Raw genomic sequence first — 15,571 nt, forward strand, 5'->3', positions numbered from 1 at the left:
GGTTTACATCAGAGAGGAAGAGGTTACATGACAGTCACAGTCACGAATGGATTATTGAAGGCCCGCGGTGCTTGGGCAGAAACGGCACCCACAACTGAAGGGCAGCGGTTATTGATTTTGAATTTGATGCCGACGAAGTTATCGACTGAGCGGCAGTTCTTGCAACGACTCGCAGCGGGCGATACCGATGTCGAAGTGACGTTCATGTATCCCGCCAGTCACCGTTTCAAGAGTTTGCCACGGCAGGTCGTTGCCCAAAATTATGTCACTTTGGCGGATGTCGCTGATCAGCATTTTGACGGCTTGATTATTACGGGCGCGCCGGTTGAAACGATTGACTTTGAAGCGGTCGATTACTGGCAAGAATTTCTGACGATTACTGACTGGGCACAAACTCACGTTGGTCAGACCTTGTATGAATGCTGGGCCGCACAAGCCGGGCTCTACGCACAGTTTGGTATCCAGAAGCAACGGGTGGGTCACAAGGTGTTCGGAATTTATGCCGCCACCGCGACGGATGTGCAGTCGCCATTGATTAGTGGCTTGAGTGCGGGAGGCTTACTGAAAATGCCACAATCCCGCCACACTGAATTGGTGTTGCCCGCCAGTTCTCCAGCTGGACTACAAGTGGTCGCTGAGAATAACGAGGTGGGGCCACTGATCTTGACGGCGCCAGAACAACACGCGGTCTACGTTACCGGCCATCCGGAATACGAACAACAGACGTTAGCTGACGAATATTTCCGCGATCAGCGCAAACACTTACCAATTCAGTTACCTGAACATTATTTTGCCGATTCACAGCTGACCACGGTCGATTACAGTTGGCGAACTGCCAGCAATCGCTTTTATCAAAATTGGTTGGCAACTCTGAGTTTAACGAAAGTAGGTTATTAATTATGACAAACACGAATCCTGAAAATTATCACTTTGAAACGTTACAAGTCCATGCCGGTCAAACGGTTGACGAGACTGGTGCACGCGCCGTTCCGATTTATCAAACGACCTCATACGTCTTTAAGGACGCAAAGCAGGCGGCCGGGCGGTTTGCCTTGACCGATGCCGGTAATATTTATACCCGGTTGACCAATCCAACGACGGACGTGGTCGACAAACGGGTCGCGGCACTGGAACACGGGACGGCTGGGGTAACGCTTGCGACCGGCTCAGCAGCAATCACCGCCGCAATTTTAAACATTGCACAACAGGGCGATGAAATCGTGGCCGCCAACACCTTGTATGGTGGGACTTATGACTTGTTCAGCGTGACTTTGAAAAAATTAGGGATTACGACCCATTTCGTTGACCCCGACGAACCTGCTAATTTTGAAGCGGCCATCAATGAACATACTAAGGCGTTGTACGTTGAAAGTATTGGCAATCCGGGCATTAACTTGGTTGACTTTGAAGCGATTGGTAAAATCGCGCACGACCACGGTATTATTTTCATCGTTGATAATACCTTTGGCACACCCTATCTTGTGCGGCCGCTCGAACACGGTGCGGACGTGGTCGTCCATTCAGCAACCAAGTTTATTGGCGGTCACGGGACGACAATGGGTGGCGTCATCGTTGAAGGCGGTCAGTTCGACTGGCGCGCCAGTGGCAAGTATCCGGATTTCACGACGCCGGACCCTCAATATAACGGTTTAGTCTTCGCCGACTTAGGTGGGGGCGCCTTTACGACCAAGGTTCGCGCCGAAACCTTACGTGATACTGGGGCAACGATTAGTCCATTCAACTCATTCTTATTATTACAAGGCTTGGAATCACTCTCACTGCGGGTTGAACGTCACGTGGAAAATACCCGCAAAATCGTGGCCTTTTTGAAAGACCATCCAAAGGTCGCTTGGATCAACTATCCGGAACTTGAAGATAGTCCGTACCATGACCTAGCAACCAAGTATTTCCCACACGGGGTTGGTTCCATCTTCACGTTAGGCCTGACAGGTGGCGAAGCAGCGGGCAAGGCACTGATTGAACACTTACACTTGTTCTCACTACTGGCCAACGTTGCGGATGCCAAGTCTCTGATTATTCACCCAGCTTCGACGACTCACGCGCAATTAAATGAGCAAGAGTTACTGGCAGCGGGTGTGACTCCAGATTTGATTCGGATCTCAGTGGGCGTGGAAAATGCGGATGATTTGATCGCTGATTTAAAACAGGCGTTAGCACAAGTTTAAGATGATCGCACGGTAGAAATGGAGGGCGTGTACAATGACAACAACAATTGAAGTGGGCATGTTAGGTTTAGGCACCGTGGGTAGCGGTGTCGTCGAACGATTGACCCAAGCAGCACGAAAAATCGAGCAGACGCAGGGGATTCGATTACACCTGGCAGCAGTTGCTGTGAATCATTTGAACGCGCCCCGTGCCGTTAAACTACCGATTGGGACGCGTTTGACGGATTCACTGACAAACGTGGTCTGTGACCAGCGAATCCAACTGATCATCGAAGTCATGGGGACGGTCGCAACGGCCAAGTCCGCCATCAAAGCGGCCCTAAACCAGGGCAAATCAGTTGTCACGGCAAACAAAGATTTGATTGCGACTGCTGGGGCAGAATTGACAGCCTTAGCGCGGCGCCAGCATTGTGATTTGTTCTATGAAGCGAGTGTCGCTGGTGGCATTCCAATTTTGCGGACCTTAACGGATAGTTACGCAACCGATAACATTCAGTCGGTTGACGGTATTATCAACGGAACGGCCAACTATATCTTGAGTGCGATGACGGCTGGTCAGACATACGGGGACGCGTTAGCCGCCGCACAAGCAGCTGGTTATGCGGAAGCCGACCCAACTAATGATGTCGGTGGCATTGATGCGGCCTATAAATTGATGATTCTGAGCCGGTTTGCCTTTGGACAAGGACTGACCTTTCAACAAGTCGCACCAGTTGGCATTACGGGATTATCCGCCACGATTTGCCAAACGGTCGCACAGCACAGGTGGCAGATCAAGCTTCTGGCGCAGGCAACCCAACATAATCAACAGCTGTATTGCCGGGTCGCCCCAGTGGCCGTCGCACAAACGCAACCGCTAAGTGAAATTGCGGGCGTTCAAAACGCCATCGCCGTTCAAAGTGATGCCATCGGCGCGAGTCTCTACACGGGACCGGGCGCTGGCAGTACTGCCACAGCCAATAGTGTCTTGAACGACGTGATCGTGGCTGCTCAGCATCTCGTGAATGGACAGTCAGCGGTCAACACCGCGTTGCCAGTTAATCAGGGCGCTGTCACCAATTTGGCAGATTTGCCACAAGATTACTTGGTCGTTGGGGCTAAAGCAGTGAGTGCGGTACAAGTTTACGCTAATGAAGTCGATTTCTCACTTCAAACACTTGCGCCAGATTGTCTCCGACTTAACGCATTGACCGCACGCCAACGGCAACAAGTTGCGCGTCAAGTTCAAGTAACGCTCGTGCCGATTGCTGGAACGGTTCGATGGCCAGCAGCAACGAAGAATGCGATTACAACCCCTGTTCATGTTGCGATTTGAAAAAAGACGTTCAGGTACAGTATACTGTATCTGAGCGTCTTTTTTCTGGCGCTAATTTGCTATGGCTCGACCATAGAAGATGGGCACGCTGAGCACAATGTCAGCGGGACGTGTTGAGTGCTGACTCGGCACGATGAGGAGTGAAATTATGAAAATTGCGGTGGTGACAGAAAGTTCTGCTGACCTAAGCGCACAGGCCGTCAAAGACTACCAGATCACGGTGGTCAACGACCCAATTATGTTTGGCAATCATGTTTATCATGAGAATGTTGATATTACGACGGACCAATTTTATCGATTACTAAAAGTTGAAAAGGAAATTCCGACGATTTCACAGATTTCGATGCCGGAAATGCAGCTGGTGTTCGACCAGTTGAAAGCGGCTGGTTATGACCAGATTTTAGTGATTGGCCTTAGCAGTGGGATCAGTGGTTGGATCAATAATCTAAAAACGTATGCGCCTTCCGTGGCTGGTGTTGAGGTCCAGGTCTTTGATTCACGGACAGCCTGTGCTGGAACGGCCAATATGGTCAAACTAGCGGCAGCGATGGCCTTGGCTAACTATTCCATGGCTGATATTTTAACGCAATTAACACGGTTACGCGCCGCCACGACGACGGTCTTGATCGTTAATTCAATGCGGCATCTCGTCAAAAATGGGCGAATCTACAACAATAGTAGTTTGGCCGGGACGATGGTGTTGCGCAACAAGCCGATTATCACGTTGAATGAACATGGCAAGATTCAGCTGATGGGTAAGGAACGGACGTTGAAAAACGCCCAACAAGCCGTCCAAGATGAGTTTGAACAGTTCGTCGTAACCAGCCAATTGCCGGTGCGTCTGGATGTGATTAGCGCTAACGACGAGCAGATCGCTGAAGACTGGGCGAGTGAATTACGTTACCAATTCCCAGCTGTTCGGGTCAAAACGGGAACGATTGGCCCAGTCCTCGGCGTCTTAACCGGCGACCACGCTCTGGGTATGATCTGGTCACTGGACTGGAAACCATTATTAACTGCACTGAATCAGGAGAACCAAGGGGATTAGGGCCAGAATCGGCTACGTGTGCGTCAGCTAATGGTCGTCATAAAGTCCACCAGCCCCGATAGTCGGTAAACTGCCAGATTAACAGTCGAACGGACGTTAATACGTAGCTGCCCATTGAATATCAGCTGGCCTTAAACAGCACCCCTAAAATCAAACGAGCAGACTGTCACGAAACAGTCTGTTTTTTCGACGATTTTCAAAGTTTACAGAAAAAAGTTTTCAAATAAGGTTGACATTTAGCTGGAATGGCATTATGGTTATAACATTAAAACTTGATGAAAAGCCGAAACGTTTTAAGGAGTAAGCACGTTGTGATGCGCAGAAAGCACCGGGAGCTGTGAAGGTGTGATGACAACGAGTGGAAAGCTAAAAGGTTGGCGTGAACTTTACGAGGTTCGCTGGGAGCACCCATTACCGTGCACGCGTTTAGTTGTTGTGAACGCGCTGAGTAATCGAATGTGAATTCGGTTAAATAATGAGGTGGTACCGCGTGGAAGCGTCCTCTGGATAATCTAAGTGATGATTATTCAGAGGGCGCTTTTTTCATCAAGTTAACACATAGTTTTAATTTTCATCAACGGGCACACAACTAGGTGCCCGGTTGAGACACATAGCAGTTTCACATAGTTCACAAGCATTGTCCTAAAATTGGGACACATAGGTCGTCACACATATTCATTTGATGAGGCTTTAAGTAGGCTCGTCATTAATCTTACAGGTGGATTTGAACCTGAACACATAACGTTCGTGATTGGAAGTATCCAGCTCACGAACAGATGGCAGTAAACACATAGTGGCAACACGAAAGGATGGTTTTACTTATGAAATATGGCATTATTGGCGCAGGTGCAATGGGTTATCGGTATGGCGTGATGTTACAAGAAAACGCCGGTGTTGACGTTGATTTTATCGATACGTGGGAACCAAACGTTGAAAAGGTGCGTGAACAGGGTGGTGTCACGGTCGCACGTGACCATCAAAATCGCCACGTGGTTCCAATCAACATCTACTATCCAGAAGAATACCAAGGCCATCCAGATGTTTGGATCATTTTCAAAAAGCAAATGCAGTTAGCCGATGAATTAAAACGAGATGCACCGATTTTCCATGATGACCAGTACGTCTTTGCGGCCATGAATGGGATGGGACATTTCGAAAAAATTGCCCAATATTTCCCTGAAGACCATATCATCGGAGGGACTGCCATGATTGCGACCGTTTTAAATGGACCGGCTGACGTTGACTTCATGGGCCCTGAAGGCAGTGAAGCGATGCATATGAGTAAGTATGCAGGTGAAATCGACGAAACGACGCGTCAAGCGATGGCAGACTTCAAAGCAGCCAACTTAAATCCAATTTGGTCCGATAATTTTATGGGCATGTGTATGTCGAAGGTCGTTTTCAACGCGGTCACCAACAGCTTATGTACGATGTTTGAAATCCAAATGGGTCAGTTCATTGAATACCCGGGCGTTAAGGATATGGCCACTCAGATGTTCAATGAAGCCTACGATGCCTGTGAACGTGCGGGCATCAAGTTAATTGAAACGCGGCAAGAAGAAATCGATTCCGTGGAAACGGTCAGTCGGGCTTATAAGTACCATTACCCGTCAATATATCAAGATTTCTCAAAGGGACGGCCAACCGAAGTTGATTACATCAACGGCTATATTGCAAAAATCGGTCGGGAACATGACTATGTCTGCCGGGTTCACGAATTTGTGACCCATGAAGTTCACTTAGCAGAAATGATGCGTCAATACCGGCATCCAGAAGTACCGGTTGCTGAAAAATAAGAATATTAATGAAAAAGTTCTGATAACTTTCAGAACTTTTTTTGTGCGCCGACAAACTTAATTTCATCACGTTGAAAACGGTTATTTCCATATTGGTCTATACACTAATTGCTTCGAGAAAACTTGCAATGAAAACATGTTGTGATAGGATTTATAGCGTGCATAAAAAGAGATTGAGGAGAAATTGGTATGAAGACATATTTTCAGAAAATCGGTCAGTCGTTAATGCTGCCGATTGCAACGTTGCCCGCAGCAGCGATTCTAGTCGGGATTGGGAATTATCTCCCGAAGCAGTGGCTGTTTGCGAACTACTTAATTCAGGGTGGCGACGTTGTCCTGAACAACTTAGCCTTGCTGTTTGCAGTCGGGCTGGCGATTGGGATGTCAGTTAATAAGGACGGGGCAGCCGCGATTGCTGGGTTGATCGCATTTGAAGTGCCGGTGACGGTGTTAAAACCAGCGACACTAGCAACGATGTTGAACGTGAAGGCGAGCCAGATCAATCCGGCGTTTTCCGCGCTAGATAACAACGTCTTGATTGGAATCAGTGCCGGTTTGATTGCGGCCGCACTGTACAATCGTTTCCACGAGGTCAAGCTTCCAATGGCTTTGTCGTTCTTTAGTGGCAAACGATTGGTGCCAATTATGGCAGCCTTCGTGATGTTGATTGTCACGGCGGCCTTATACTTTGTCTGGCCGTTCGTCTATGATGCCATCGTGTTGTTTGCAACGGGGATTTCCAAACTGGGCTTTGTGGGAGCCGCTCTATACGGCTTCTTCAACCGGTTGTTGATTCCGACCGGCCTACACCACGCACTGAATTCAGTGTTCTGGTATAACGTAGCGGGGATCAATGATATCGGTAATTTCTGGGCCAGCCACGGTGTCAAGGGGATCACTGGTATGTATGAAGCGGGCTTCTTCCCAATCATGATGTTCGGCTTGCCAGCTGGTGCCTACGCGATTTATCGCAATGCGCGGCCAGAACGCAAGAAGGAAGTCGGCTCACTGATGCTGGCAGGGGCCTTCGCCTCATTCTTTACTGGGGTCACGGAACCACTTGAATTTTCGTTCATGTTCGTCGCTTGGCCACTGTACCTGTTGCATGCCGTCTTCATGGGCTTGTCGCTCGGGTTTGCGGCGTTGATGCATTGGACGGCTAGCTTTTCCTTTAGTGGTGGCTTGGTCGACTACTTGCTGAGTTTCCGGATGCCATTAGCAAACCAACCTTACATGTTGTTAGTTCAAGGGGTCGTTATGGCAGTCATCTACTACTTTGGCTTTGATTTTGCTATTAAACGGTTCAACTTGCGGACGCCTGGCCGTGAAGCAGTGGTTGCTGGCGCTGATGCAACGGCGGCTGGAACCACCGCAGATCACGCGACCACGCCGGCTGTCGCGGTAGCTGCAACGGACGATAAGTACATGCGTCAGGCCAAACAAATTTATGCGGCGATTGGTGGGCATGATAATATTAGTGTCATTAATAATTGTACGACCCGTTTACGTTTACAATTAAAAGATACTGCCCAAGTTGACCAACCCGCTGTGATGGCAGCTGGGGTTCCCGGACTGAATGTGTTAGATGTGCACAACATCCATATCGTCATCGGGACCGAAGTGCAGTTCGTTGCCGAAGCATTACAGCAATTATTTAGCGGTCAGGTGGCTGTTCAATCGGCCACAGCGACTACAGAATCTGAAACAGCGGCAACGAACCAGTCGGCATCTGACGATTCAGCCGCAACTGATAACGAGGCGGTGCCAGTAACCACGGTACTCCATGCGCCAGCGACTGGCCAATTGATGCCCATCAGTGACGTTGCGGACGAAACTTTTGCGGGTAAATTGCTCGGTGATGGTTACGCTGTCGAACCAGAAGATGGCGAGATCGTGGCGCCCGTTAGCGGGACGGTCACCAGTGTCTTCCCGACGAAACATGCGATTGGGTTAAAGACCGCTAGTGGCCTAGAAATCCTATTGCATATGGGAATCAACACGGTCGAAATGAATGGGACGCCATTTACGTTACACGTTGCTGCTGGTGATGAACTGGTAGCTGGACGCGCCGTGGCAACGGTCGATTTGGCCGCCATCAAAGCTGCGGGCAAGGCCACGACGATGATGGTCGTTATTACGAACATGGATCATGTCACGAACTTGACGCTCAATCCAAAGGGCCACGTTGCCAGTGGCGATTTGATTGGCGCTGCTGAATAAAATAAATTAAATGATAGAATGCCGACTAAATCGTGTCTGATTTGGCCGGCATTTTTAGGGGCAATTAGACCGGCGTGACTAGCACGGGTGAAGACGGGTCCGTGAGTTAGTTTCGTACGTTGATTGGAAGTAATTGAGAAACCCAACATTTAGACGGCATATTAATCCGAATGACGAGGATTGCGTCCAAAATTGATCCTGCTAAAAACGCCAAGCGACACTGGTTACAATAAATCGGTGTCACTTGGCGTTAGTTTTAGCCTTAAATTCTAAACCACCGAACTTAGCGGTAGTTGCTGATTTCAATCAGATTATTATCGGGGTCGCGAACGTACAGTGAAGTCAGTTGACCGTGGGCACCAGTGCGTTCAACGGGGCCTTCGACGATATCCACGAAATAGCTCTTGAGGTGGTGTTGAATATCGTCTAAGTTATCTTTGGCAATCAAGCAAAGGTCAGCACTTCCAGGCGTGGGCGTTGCCGCTGCCGGTTGGTGGGGTGCGGCAACCGTTTCAAAATTAATCTTTTGTTTGCCAACGAGGACCGCTTGCCGGTCACCTTCAAAGGTCACGATCGGCAGGTCGAACACTTCATGATAAAACCGCAATGACCGGGCGATATCGGTGACGGTTAGGGTGATATGATCAATGTCGCGAATATTCACAAACTCAAATCCCTTCAAAATAAATTCGTTTTCCAGTATACCACGATTGTGCGCCCATGCGCATTGCGGGTGGCTATTGACCCAAACGGATGGGATGCGGCAATAGCCAAATTAAACGCATTGGGCTAGTTAAGTTGTCATAAATCATGTTATTTTCTAAGGTCAAGTGCTGCCAGCTGAGACCCGCTGGAAACGGTGCGTGTTACCATAAACTTGCTGTGGTGGATGCTTCCTAGTCCGGCTTTCAGGCATTTTTGACAACGCTGGAACGCGATGGACACAGATTTAAGCCGAAAGCCCACGTCTTTTGCAATATAGACGAAACGTGTTCGGGTCAGACTGGGACTTCCGGTTAGCTACGCCAGAACGTCAAGCGGAAATTCACCGCTTAACGCGCTAGCTAGGCTAATCCTCAGTCCCAACCCGTCTGAACCTCACACTCTGAAAAACGCTGAGCATTGTCAGAAACACCTTCCAGCCGGGATGGTATTCGAAAGGCAGACATTTGCGGGCCCAACTTTTTGTTGGATCAGTCGTTGGTTCCATAAGTACACGGGAATTTTGATATTGAACTGTCAGACTTATTTCTAACAATTGTTAAATGCGCTACTCATGATTAAAAGCTTCGGACACGCAGCTTCACCCAACTTGTCAGAACTTTCTCCAGTCGCTAGAGATAACAATCTTGAATTCTGAGTGCAGGCTATTGGATTGGCTAAATTTACGACTAGTCACCACTGAAATTAGTGGCATTAAGATGTACGAATAATATTCAGGTAATCTTCTCAGTAACCAAGTACCATAATTCAGCATCAATACCGATTGAAAGTTTGCCTGAAGGTCCAGTCACTAAATATTCAGTGGTCAATTGCACCCAGTTAGGTGGCCGTTCATCCGCCATTCGAGCGGGTTCCCGACTGGAGGGGCTGGCTGACAATGCTCAAGGGCGAAGTTCTTCTTGTCCGGGTGGGTTTCCCGGGCTAGAAGAAGACTCGTATTTGAAATTGCGCAGTGGGTTTCTGCGTGAGTTCAAATCGATGTCCGCCCTGTTCCAGCGTTGTCAGCCAGCCCCGGAGGTCGGACTAAGGTGCGCACCGGCAGACGAACAGTAATCCAAACCGGCATGATTTAATCATGATTCATGATAAATTAACCAGTACAACGCATAAGCAAAATAAGCCGTTCACAGAAAGTGACGTCTGTAACCGTTCCCAGCGGACTCGACTTTTGACAACCTTGACGTTTCATAGTAATGTAGAGATTACAATAAGAAGGAGGGCTATTCGTGATAACAATTCGACCAGCCGATCAAGACGACGCGGGCCAGATAGCACCGCTAATTAATATGATTTTTGATGAAATGCAACTTGAGGAACTAGACGACATTCCTGAACCTGACTTAGAGCAGGCCATTACTGCCGCGTACCGGACACCAGATTATTTGTCCGGAAAAGCGACGACGGTGGTGGCCGAGGCCGATGGTCAAGTGGTTGGGGTAGCGTTTGGTTATCCTGACAAAAATGAGGACGCGGTTGATGACGTGTTAGCACGGGTCACTGCGGATAATGATGCGTTTGGTTCAGCATTTGAAGCTGAAGCTGAAAGTTATGAGCACGAATGGTACCTGGATTCGATTGCGGTCGACCCGAATTATCAGGGTCATGGGATTGGTGGCAAGCTACTGGCCGCCTTACCACAATATGCTCGTCAAGCCGGACAACAACGAATCGGTTTGAACGTGGATATGGCAAACTTAGGAGCGAAGAAGCTCTATGACCGCTACCATTATGAGACGGTAGGGATTAAGCCTATTGGTGATCGGATGTACTTCCATATGCAATATGAACTAGATAAGGAATTGGTCTTCGCCTAATTGGTAGAAGCCACTTATCGCAACGGGCCTCGTGACGTAACGGGGCCTGTTTTAGTACGGGACAAAATGAAAGTGTAGGTTGAAACTAACATGGCTTTACTAGAAGTAACGGATTTATCGCAAAGCTTTGCGGACCGGAAGTTATATGAAGATGCCAATTTTACGTTAGAACGCGCGGACCACATGGGAATCGTGGGCCAAAACGGGGCGGGGAAGAGTACCCTGATCAAGATTCTAACGGGTCAAATCTTGCCATTATCCGGGCAAATTAAATGGCAACGCAACGTGCGCACGGGGTATTTGGACCAATATGCCGATATTCCTGCGGGGATGACGCTGTATGCGTTTTTGAAAACGGCTTTCCAGCGACTATACGACTTGGATGCGCAGATGCAACAGTTGTACGCGGACTATGCGGAGAAGGTGGACGACCAACTCTTGGAAAAGGCCGGCCGGATTCAAGAAACGTTGGAAGCCAATAATTTTTATGATATTGAAACTGAAATGGAACGGGTCATTACCGGGCTTGGCTTGGACGAAATCGGCCGCGACCACGTCATCAGTGAGATGTCTGGTGGACAACGGTCGAAGATTATCTTGGCCAAGCTGCTGCTCGAGAATCCGGATGTGATTATTTTGGACGAACCGACCAACTATCTAGATACCGCTCATATCAGTTGGTTGGAAGACTATCTGAATGGCTTTGATGGGGCCGTCATGGTTATTTCCCATGATTATGATTTCTTGCAACAAGTCACGAATTGCATTTGCGACGTGGCGTTTGGGAAGATCATCAAGTATCGCGGCGACTTTAAATCTGCGATGCGGCAAAAAGAAGCACGCAAGGAAGCGCAATTGAAGGCCTTTGAAAAGCAACAAGTTGTGATTGAAAAGGCAGAGAAGTTTATTCGTAAGAACAAAGCCGGCTCGAAGTCGACGATGGCCAAGTCGCGGGAGAAGATGCTGTCGCATATGGAACGGGTCGATCCGCCGAGTGAAAACGTCCACGCGAAGTTCTCATTCCCTTATTTGGATACTGGTTCGCAAAACGCGTTGAGTGTGACGAAACTCTCCGTTGGTTACGGTAAACCATTGCTGGAACCAGTGACCTTTACGATGACCAACGGCGAAAAGCTGGCGTTTAAAGGCTTCAACGGGGTCGGTAAATCGACGCTGATCAAGTCGATTTTAGGCGTGATTCCAGCTTTAAGTGGGAAGTCCAACTTCTCACCATCGGCTAAAATCAACTATTTCAACCAAGACTTGGAATGGGATAACCCGCAGTTGACGCCGTTACAAACGATTCAAAACGAATATCCGACGATGTTGCCAAAAACGATTCGGACAAAGCTTGCCAAATGTGGGATCAACGCTGCTAATGCCATGAAACCCATGCACCTCTTAAGCGGGGGCGAACAGACCAAAGTCAAGTTGGCGCTACTCGAGCTAGTCCCTAGCAACTTCTTGATTATGGACGAACCGACCAACCACTTGGATGATGAGACCAAGGAAGGGCTGAAGCGGGCATTGCAAGCCTTCCCTGGTAACCTGATTTTGGTTAGCCACGAAAGCAGCTTCGTCAATGGCTGGGTCGATAAGGAATTAAACGTCGAAAAACTGAGCTTGAAGGAACGGCAGGGCTAAGACTAGTGCTGTGTAGGATTTACGAGCTTGGCCAGGAATTTGTGCGGTCGTTTAAATAAGCACGTCTGCGTGTTTGTTCACTGGTGATTAAAGACAAACAGCACCAATGTGTCAGCACCGATTGGCGGTTGCGGCTAAATGAAAATAGGTTCTTCAAGAATTGATCATCCAATTCTTGAAGAACCTATTTTTGTTTGCAAATCTCGTTCATCCCTTAATTATCCGTCAGCAACCGATTCTCCACCGTTGTGCGGTCGCGGCCCGCTTGTTTGGATTGATAGAGGTAGTCATCGACGCGGACAAACCAATCGGTGAAGCTGTGGTCAGTTGTTTGTAATTCGGAGATGCCGATTGAGACGGTGACGGCCAGGGTGCTGCCTTCAAATTCCAGTGGTTCGGCAGCAAGTTCCCGCTGAATCGTTCGCATGACTTGACCGACTTCAAGCGCAGGCATGCCGCGAAAGATAATGATAAACTCTTCGCCGCCGTAACGGAATAATTGCCCGTGCGTACTTCGTTGCTTCAATTGTAGATCAACAAATTTCGCGACGTGCCGCAGCACGGCGTCGCCTGCCAAGTGGCCGTGTTCATCATTGAAATTTTTGAAATGGTCGATGTCAAACATCGCCATGGTGACCGGCCCCATGTTGCGACGCTGGTACACTCGAAAGACTTCTTGAGCGCTGGTATCGAAGCTGGCGCGGTTGCGGATGCCCGTCAGCTCATCATAATTGACTTGGTGATCGAAGGTGAGGACCTCGTCGAAAAATTTCTGAGTCCAACGCACTGCAAGTCGGATGAGCCACATATAGACGATGAAACCTAAAATAATGAACAATGTGTGGGTCAGTTTGAACGGATGAAACGACCAGATCACGCCCCACCACGTGCCACTATACAGCACTTGAAAGCCCAGGTATTTCCACTGATTGGCAATCAAAGCCTGGTAATTGTGAGCGATATAAATGACGGTGCCGATCAAAATCACCGTCATGACCATGAAGACTGGTAGGTATTGGGTGGTATGTCCGAGCCATATGGCCTGTCCGTAGATGAAAAGTGGCATCAAAATGTTGATGACTTCCACGGCCAGGTTGCGCATCGTGTTCAAACTGAACAAGAGTACCGTTAGCTGGACGGTTGCATAAGTCCAGCTAATCACACTGCCGGAATTCAAAGTGATAAAAATTTGGCGTAACAAAATCATACTGACGAGAACGCTGACTGCTTCGGTGCCGTGAGCCAGATAACGCCAGGTTGGTGCTTGGTGCTGGTTAGCTTGGTGTTCGAGCGCGTAGGTCAGAATGGTCATTAAAGTGATGAGACCAATCGTAATGAGCACAATAATCAACATTTTGATATTGAAAAAATCTCGTCCTAGGCTGGATAGTGTGAATAGTTGTAACACAGTGTGCCCCCATAATCATTGCGTTTAATTGCTTTGTCCTTTAATCATAACATGTAACCCAGGTAACTGTTAACCACTGATTGTCAGGTTTGAAGCTTATTTGGACATCTTTACAAAAAGATAACATGCTCTTTACATTAATATGGTGATAATTTCTACCGATATTCGGCATACTGAACTTGTAAGTTTGGTCAATTAACAGTGTTTGAGGGGGGACTGCATCATGGTGCATGGCATGTTTTATAGCGTGCTGGGAATCGGCTTTTTAGTCAGTATTGGCATCAAGTGGCTTTTCCGAAGTTATTTTCAATTGTTGATTTTGGTTCATAGTATCGAAATTCTATTCATGACAGTCGTCTGTTGGTATCAATTTGGATTATTGACCTTAATGCCATTGACCGCGTTGTGGGTCATTGGTATGGGCGTTATTTATATGATGAATCGATTTGCCTAATGGAGGTGCGCAATGCGACGGTGGTTTGTGAGTTTAACGCTTGGCATGTTAGTGGGCGTCATTTCGACGCTCATTTGTCTCATCATGGTTCATTGGCTAGGGACGTGGTTGTGGGTCGGAGTCGTCGGTGGCCTGGGATTACTAGTCAGTTGTGACATTGGCTTGGAGCATTTGAAGCAACGTTATCAGGTGACGAGTGCCCACGCTATTTTTCGATTGTTGAATTGGGCTTAACAGTGAGTGTTTTTTTGCGGTCAATGCTGATGACATGATATTAGGCTGAATCTACACCAGACTGGTTTGGATGGCTACCGCGCTGATAAAGCAGTAGTTGGGGGCCGACCAGTCGCTTGATGGTCAGTATAAATAAGAGAGCCGTCGCTTCTTTTCTAATCGAAGCGACGGCTCTTGCTTTAATCAAGTTCAATTGACACAGTCAGTACTTATTGTTCGTCGCTATCCACATCCTGGTCTTCAGGCAAACGGAGCCCGCGGTTGGCAACACTAGTGGAGAAGACGATCTGGGTGCTCGTCTTACCAAAGGTCTGTAACTGGTTGACGAATTCATCGAGCGCCTGCGTGGATTCGAAGATGACTTTCAAAATTTGCGAATATTCACCAGTCACACAGTCACATTCGAGAATGTTGGGAATTCCAGCGACAAATGGGTAGAACCGCTCTTTTTGGGTCGGTTCAAGTTGGAGTTGAATATAAGCTTTAATATGATAGTTTAATTTTTCATAGTTCAGATTGGCCTGATAGTCACGAATGATGCCGCTCTTTTTCAGGCGGGTGATGCGCGCGGAGATTGCGGGTGAGGAGATGAAACACTGGTCCGCAAGTGCTTTTAACGAGATGCGTGCATCGGCCTGTAAGGCGTTCAAAATCTTCAAATCGGTCTTATCCATCGTCAAAACGCCTCCTAAAGTAATTATTAGTATCATAGCATACTTTCACAGTTGT

Annotated in this window: 14 protein-coding genes; 10 read left to right on the forward strand and 4 right to left on the reverse strand. The window is 48.2% G+C overall.

Annotated elements, in window-relative coordinates; genetic code table 11:
* Window positions 1-27: 27 nt before the first annotated feature.
* The 6 genes from KGF70_RS14680 to nagE all read left to right on the forward strand — a co-directional run bounded on the left by KGF70_RS14680 (window position 28) and on the right by nagE (window position 8,565).
* Window positions 28-897, forward strand: a complete 870-nt coding sequence (locus tag KGF70_RS14680; protein WP_216769290.1) for a homoserine O-succinyltransferase — start codon at window positions 28-30, stop codon at window positions 895-897.
* Window positions 898-899: 2 nt separating this feature from the next.
* Window positions 900-2,186 (forward strand): O-acetylhomoserine aminocarboxypropyltransferase/cysteine synthase family protein, encoded by a 1,287-nt coding sequence (locus tag KGF70_RS14685; RefSeq protein WP_216769289.1) that lies wholly within the window; start codon window positions 900-902, stop codon window positions 2,184-2,186.
* Window positions 2,187-2,220: 34 nt separating this feature from the next.
* Window positions 2,221-3,501: a homoserine dehydrogenase gene (locus tag KGF70_RS14690; protein ID WP_216769287.1), complete on the forward strand. Its 1,281-nt coding sequence runs from the start codon at window positions 2,221-2,223 to the stop codon at window positions 3,499-3,501.
* Between the two features lie 148 nt (window positions 3,502-3,649).
* Complete coding sequence (locus tag KGF70_RS14695; RefSeq protein WP_216769286.1) at window positions 3,650-4,549, forward strand: DegV family protein; 900 nt, start codon at window positions 3,650-3,652, stop codon at window positions 4,547-4,549.
* A gap of 821 nt (window positions 4,550-5,370) precedes the next feature.
* Window positions 5,371-6,345: a ketopantoate reductase family protein gene (locus KGF70_RS14700; RefSeq protein ID WP_216769285.1), complete on the forward strand. Its 975-nt coding sequence runs from the start codon at window positions 5,371-5,373 to the stop codon at window positions 6,343-6,345.
* A 189-nt stretch (window positions 6,346-6,534) separates the two neighbouring features.
* Window positions 6,535-8,565 carry an N-acetylglucosamine-specific PTS transporter subunit IIBC gene (gene nagE, locus KGF70_RS14705; protein WP_216769284.1) on the forward strand — a complete coding sequence of 677 codons (2,031 nt, stop codon included), beginning with the start codon at window positions 6,535-6,537 and terminating at the stop codon, window positions 8,563-8,565.
* 283 nt (window positions 8,566-8,848) lie between these two features.
* Here nagE and KGF70_RS14710 read toward each other — a convergent pair whose 3' ends face one another.
* Window positions 8,849-9,229 carry a VOC family protein gene (locus KGF70_RS14710; protein WP_050339474.1) on the reverse strand — a complete coding sequence of 127 codons (381 nt, stop codon included), beginning with the start codon at window positions 9,227-9,229 and terminating at the stop codon, window positions 8,849-8,851.
* 772 nt (window positions 9,230-10,001) lie between these two features.
* Window positions 10,002-10,130 carry a hypothetical protein gene (locus KGF70_RS17670; protein ID WP_301554467.1) on the reverse strand — a complete coding sequence of 43 codons (129 nt, stop codon included), beginning with the start codon at window positions 10,128-10,130 and terminating at the stop codon, window positions 10,002-10,004.
* 384 nt (window positions 10,131-10,514) lie between these two features.
* Between KGF70_RS17670 and KGF70_RS14715 the strand changes: the two genes are divergently transcribed.
* Both KGF70_RS14715 and KGF70_RS14720 read left to right on the forward strand, forming a co-directional pair.
* A complete protein-coding gene (locus KGF70_RS14715; RefSeq protein ID WP_003639279.1) occupies window positions 10,515-11,102 on the forward strand; it encodes a GNAT family N-acetyltransferase in 588 nt (195 codons plus the stop codon).
* 90 nt (window positions 11,103-11,192) lie between these two features.
* Window positions 11,193-12,746: an ABC-F family ATP-binding cassette domain-containing protein gene (locus KGF70_RS14720; RefSeq protein ID WP_216769283.1), complete on the forward strand. Its 1,554-nt coding sequence runs from the start codon at window positions 11,193-11,195 to the stop codon at window positions 12,744-12,746.
* A gap of 214 nt (window positions 12,747-12,960) precedes the next feature.
* Here KGF70_RS14720 and KGF70_RS14725 read toward each other — a convergent pair whose 3' ends face one another.
* Entirely contained in the window at window positions 12,961-14,154 is a 1,194-nt protein-coding gene (locus KGF70_RS14725; protein ID WP_216769282.1) for a GGDEF domain-containing protein, read from the reverse strand.
* A 223-nt stretch (window positions 14,155-14,377) separates the two neighbouring features.
* On the opposite strand from KGF70_RS14725, the gene KGF70_RS14730 reads away from it, so the two are divergent.
* Entirely contained in the window at window positions 14,378-14,608 is a 231-nt protein-coding gene (locus tag KGF70_RS14730) for a hypothetical protein (RefSeq protein WP_050339470.1), read from the forward strand.
* 12 nt (window positions 14,609-14,620) lie between these two features.
* Window positions 14,621-14,842, forward strand: a complete 222-nt coding sequence (locus KGF70_RS14735) for a hypothetical protein (RefSeq protein ID WP_216769281.1) — start codon at window positions 14,621-14,623, stop codon at window positions 14,840-14,842.
* 209 nt (window positions 14,843-15,051) lie between these two features.
* On the opposite strand, the gene KGF70_RS14740 is transcribed toward KGF70_RS14735, so the two are convergent.
* A complete protein-coding gene (locus KGF70_RS14740; RefSeq protein WP_050339468.1) occupies window positions 15,052-15,516 on the reverse strand; it encodes an Lrp/AsnC family transcriptional regulator in 465 nt (154 codons plus the stop codon).
* Window positions 15,517-15,571 lie beyond the last annotated feature (55 nt).

The sequence above is a fragment of the Lactiplantibacillus sp. 7.2.4 genome, from assembly GCF_018991185.1.
Lineage (GTDB): Bacteria > Bacillota > Bacilli > Lactobacillales > Lactobacillaceae > Lactiplantibacillus > Lactiplantibacillus pentosus.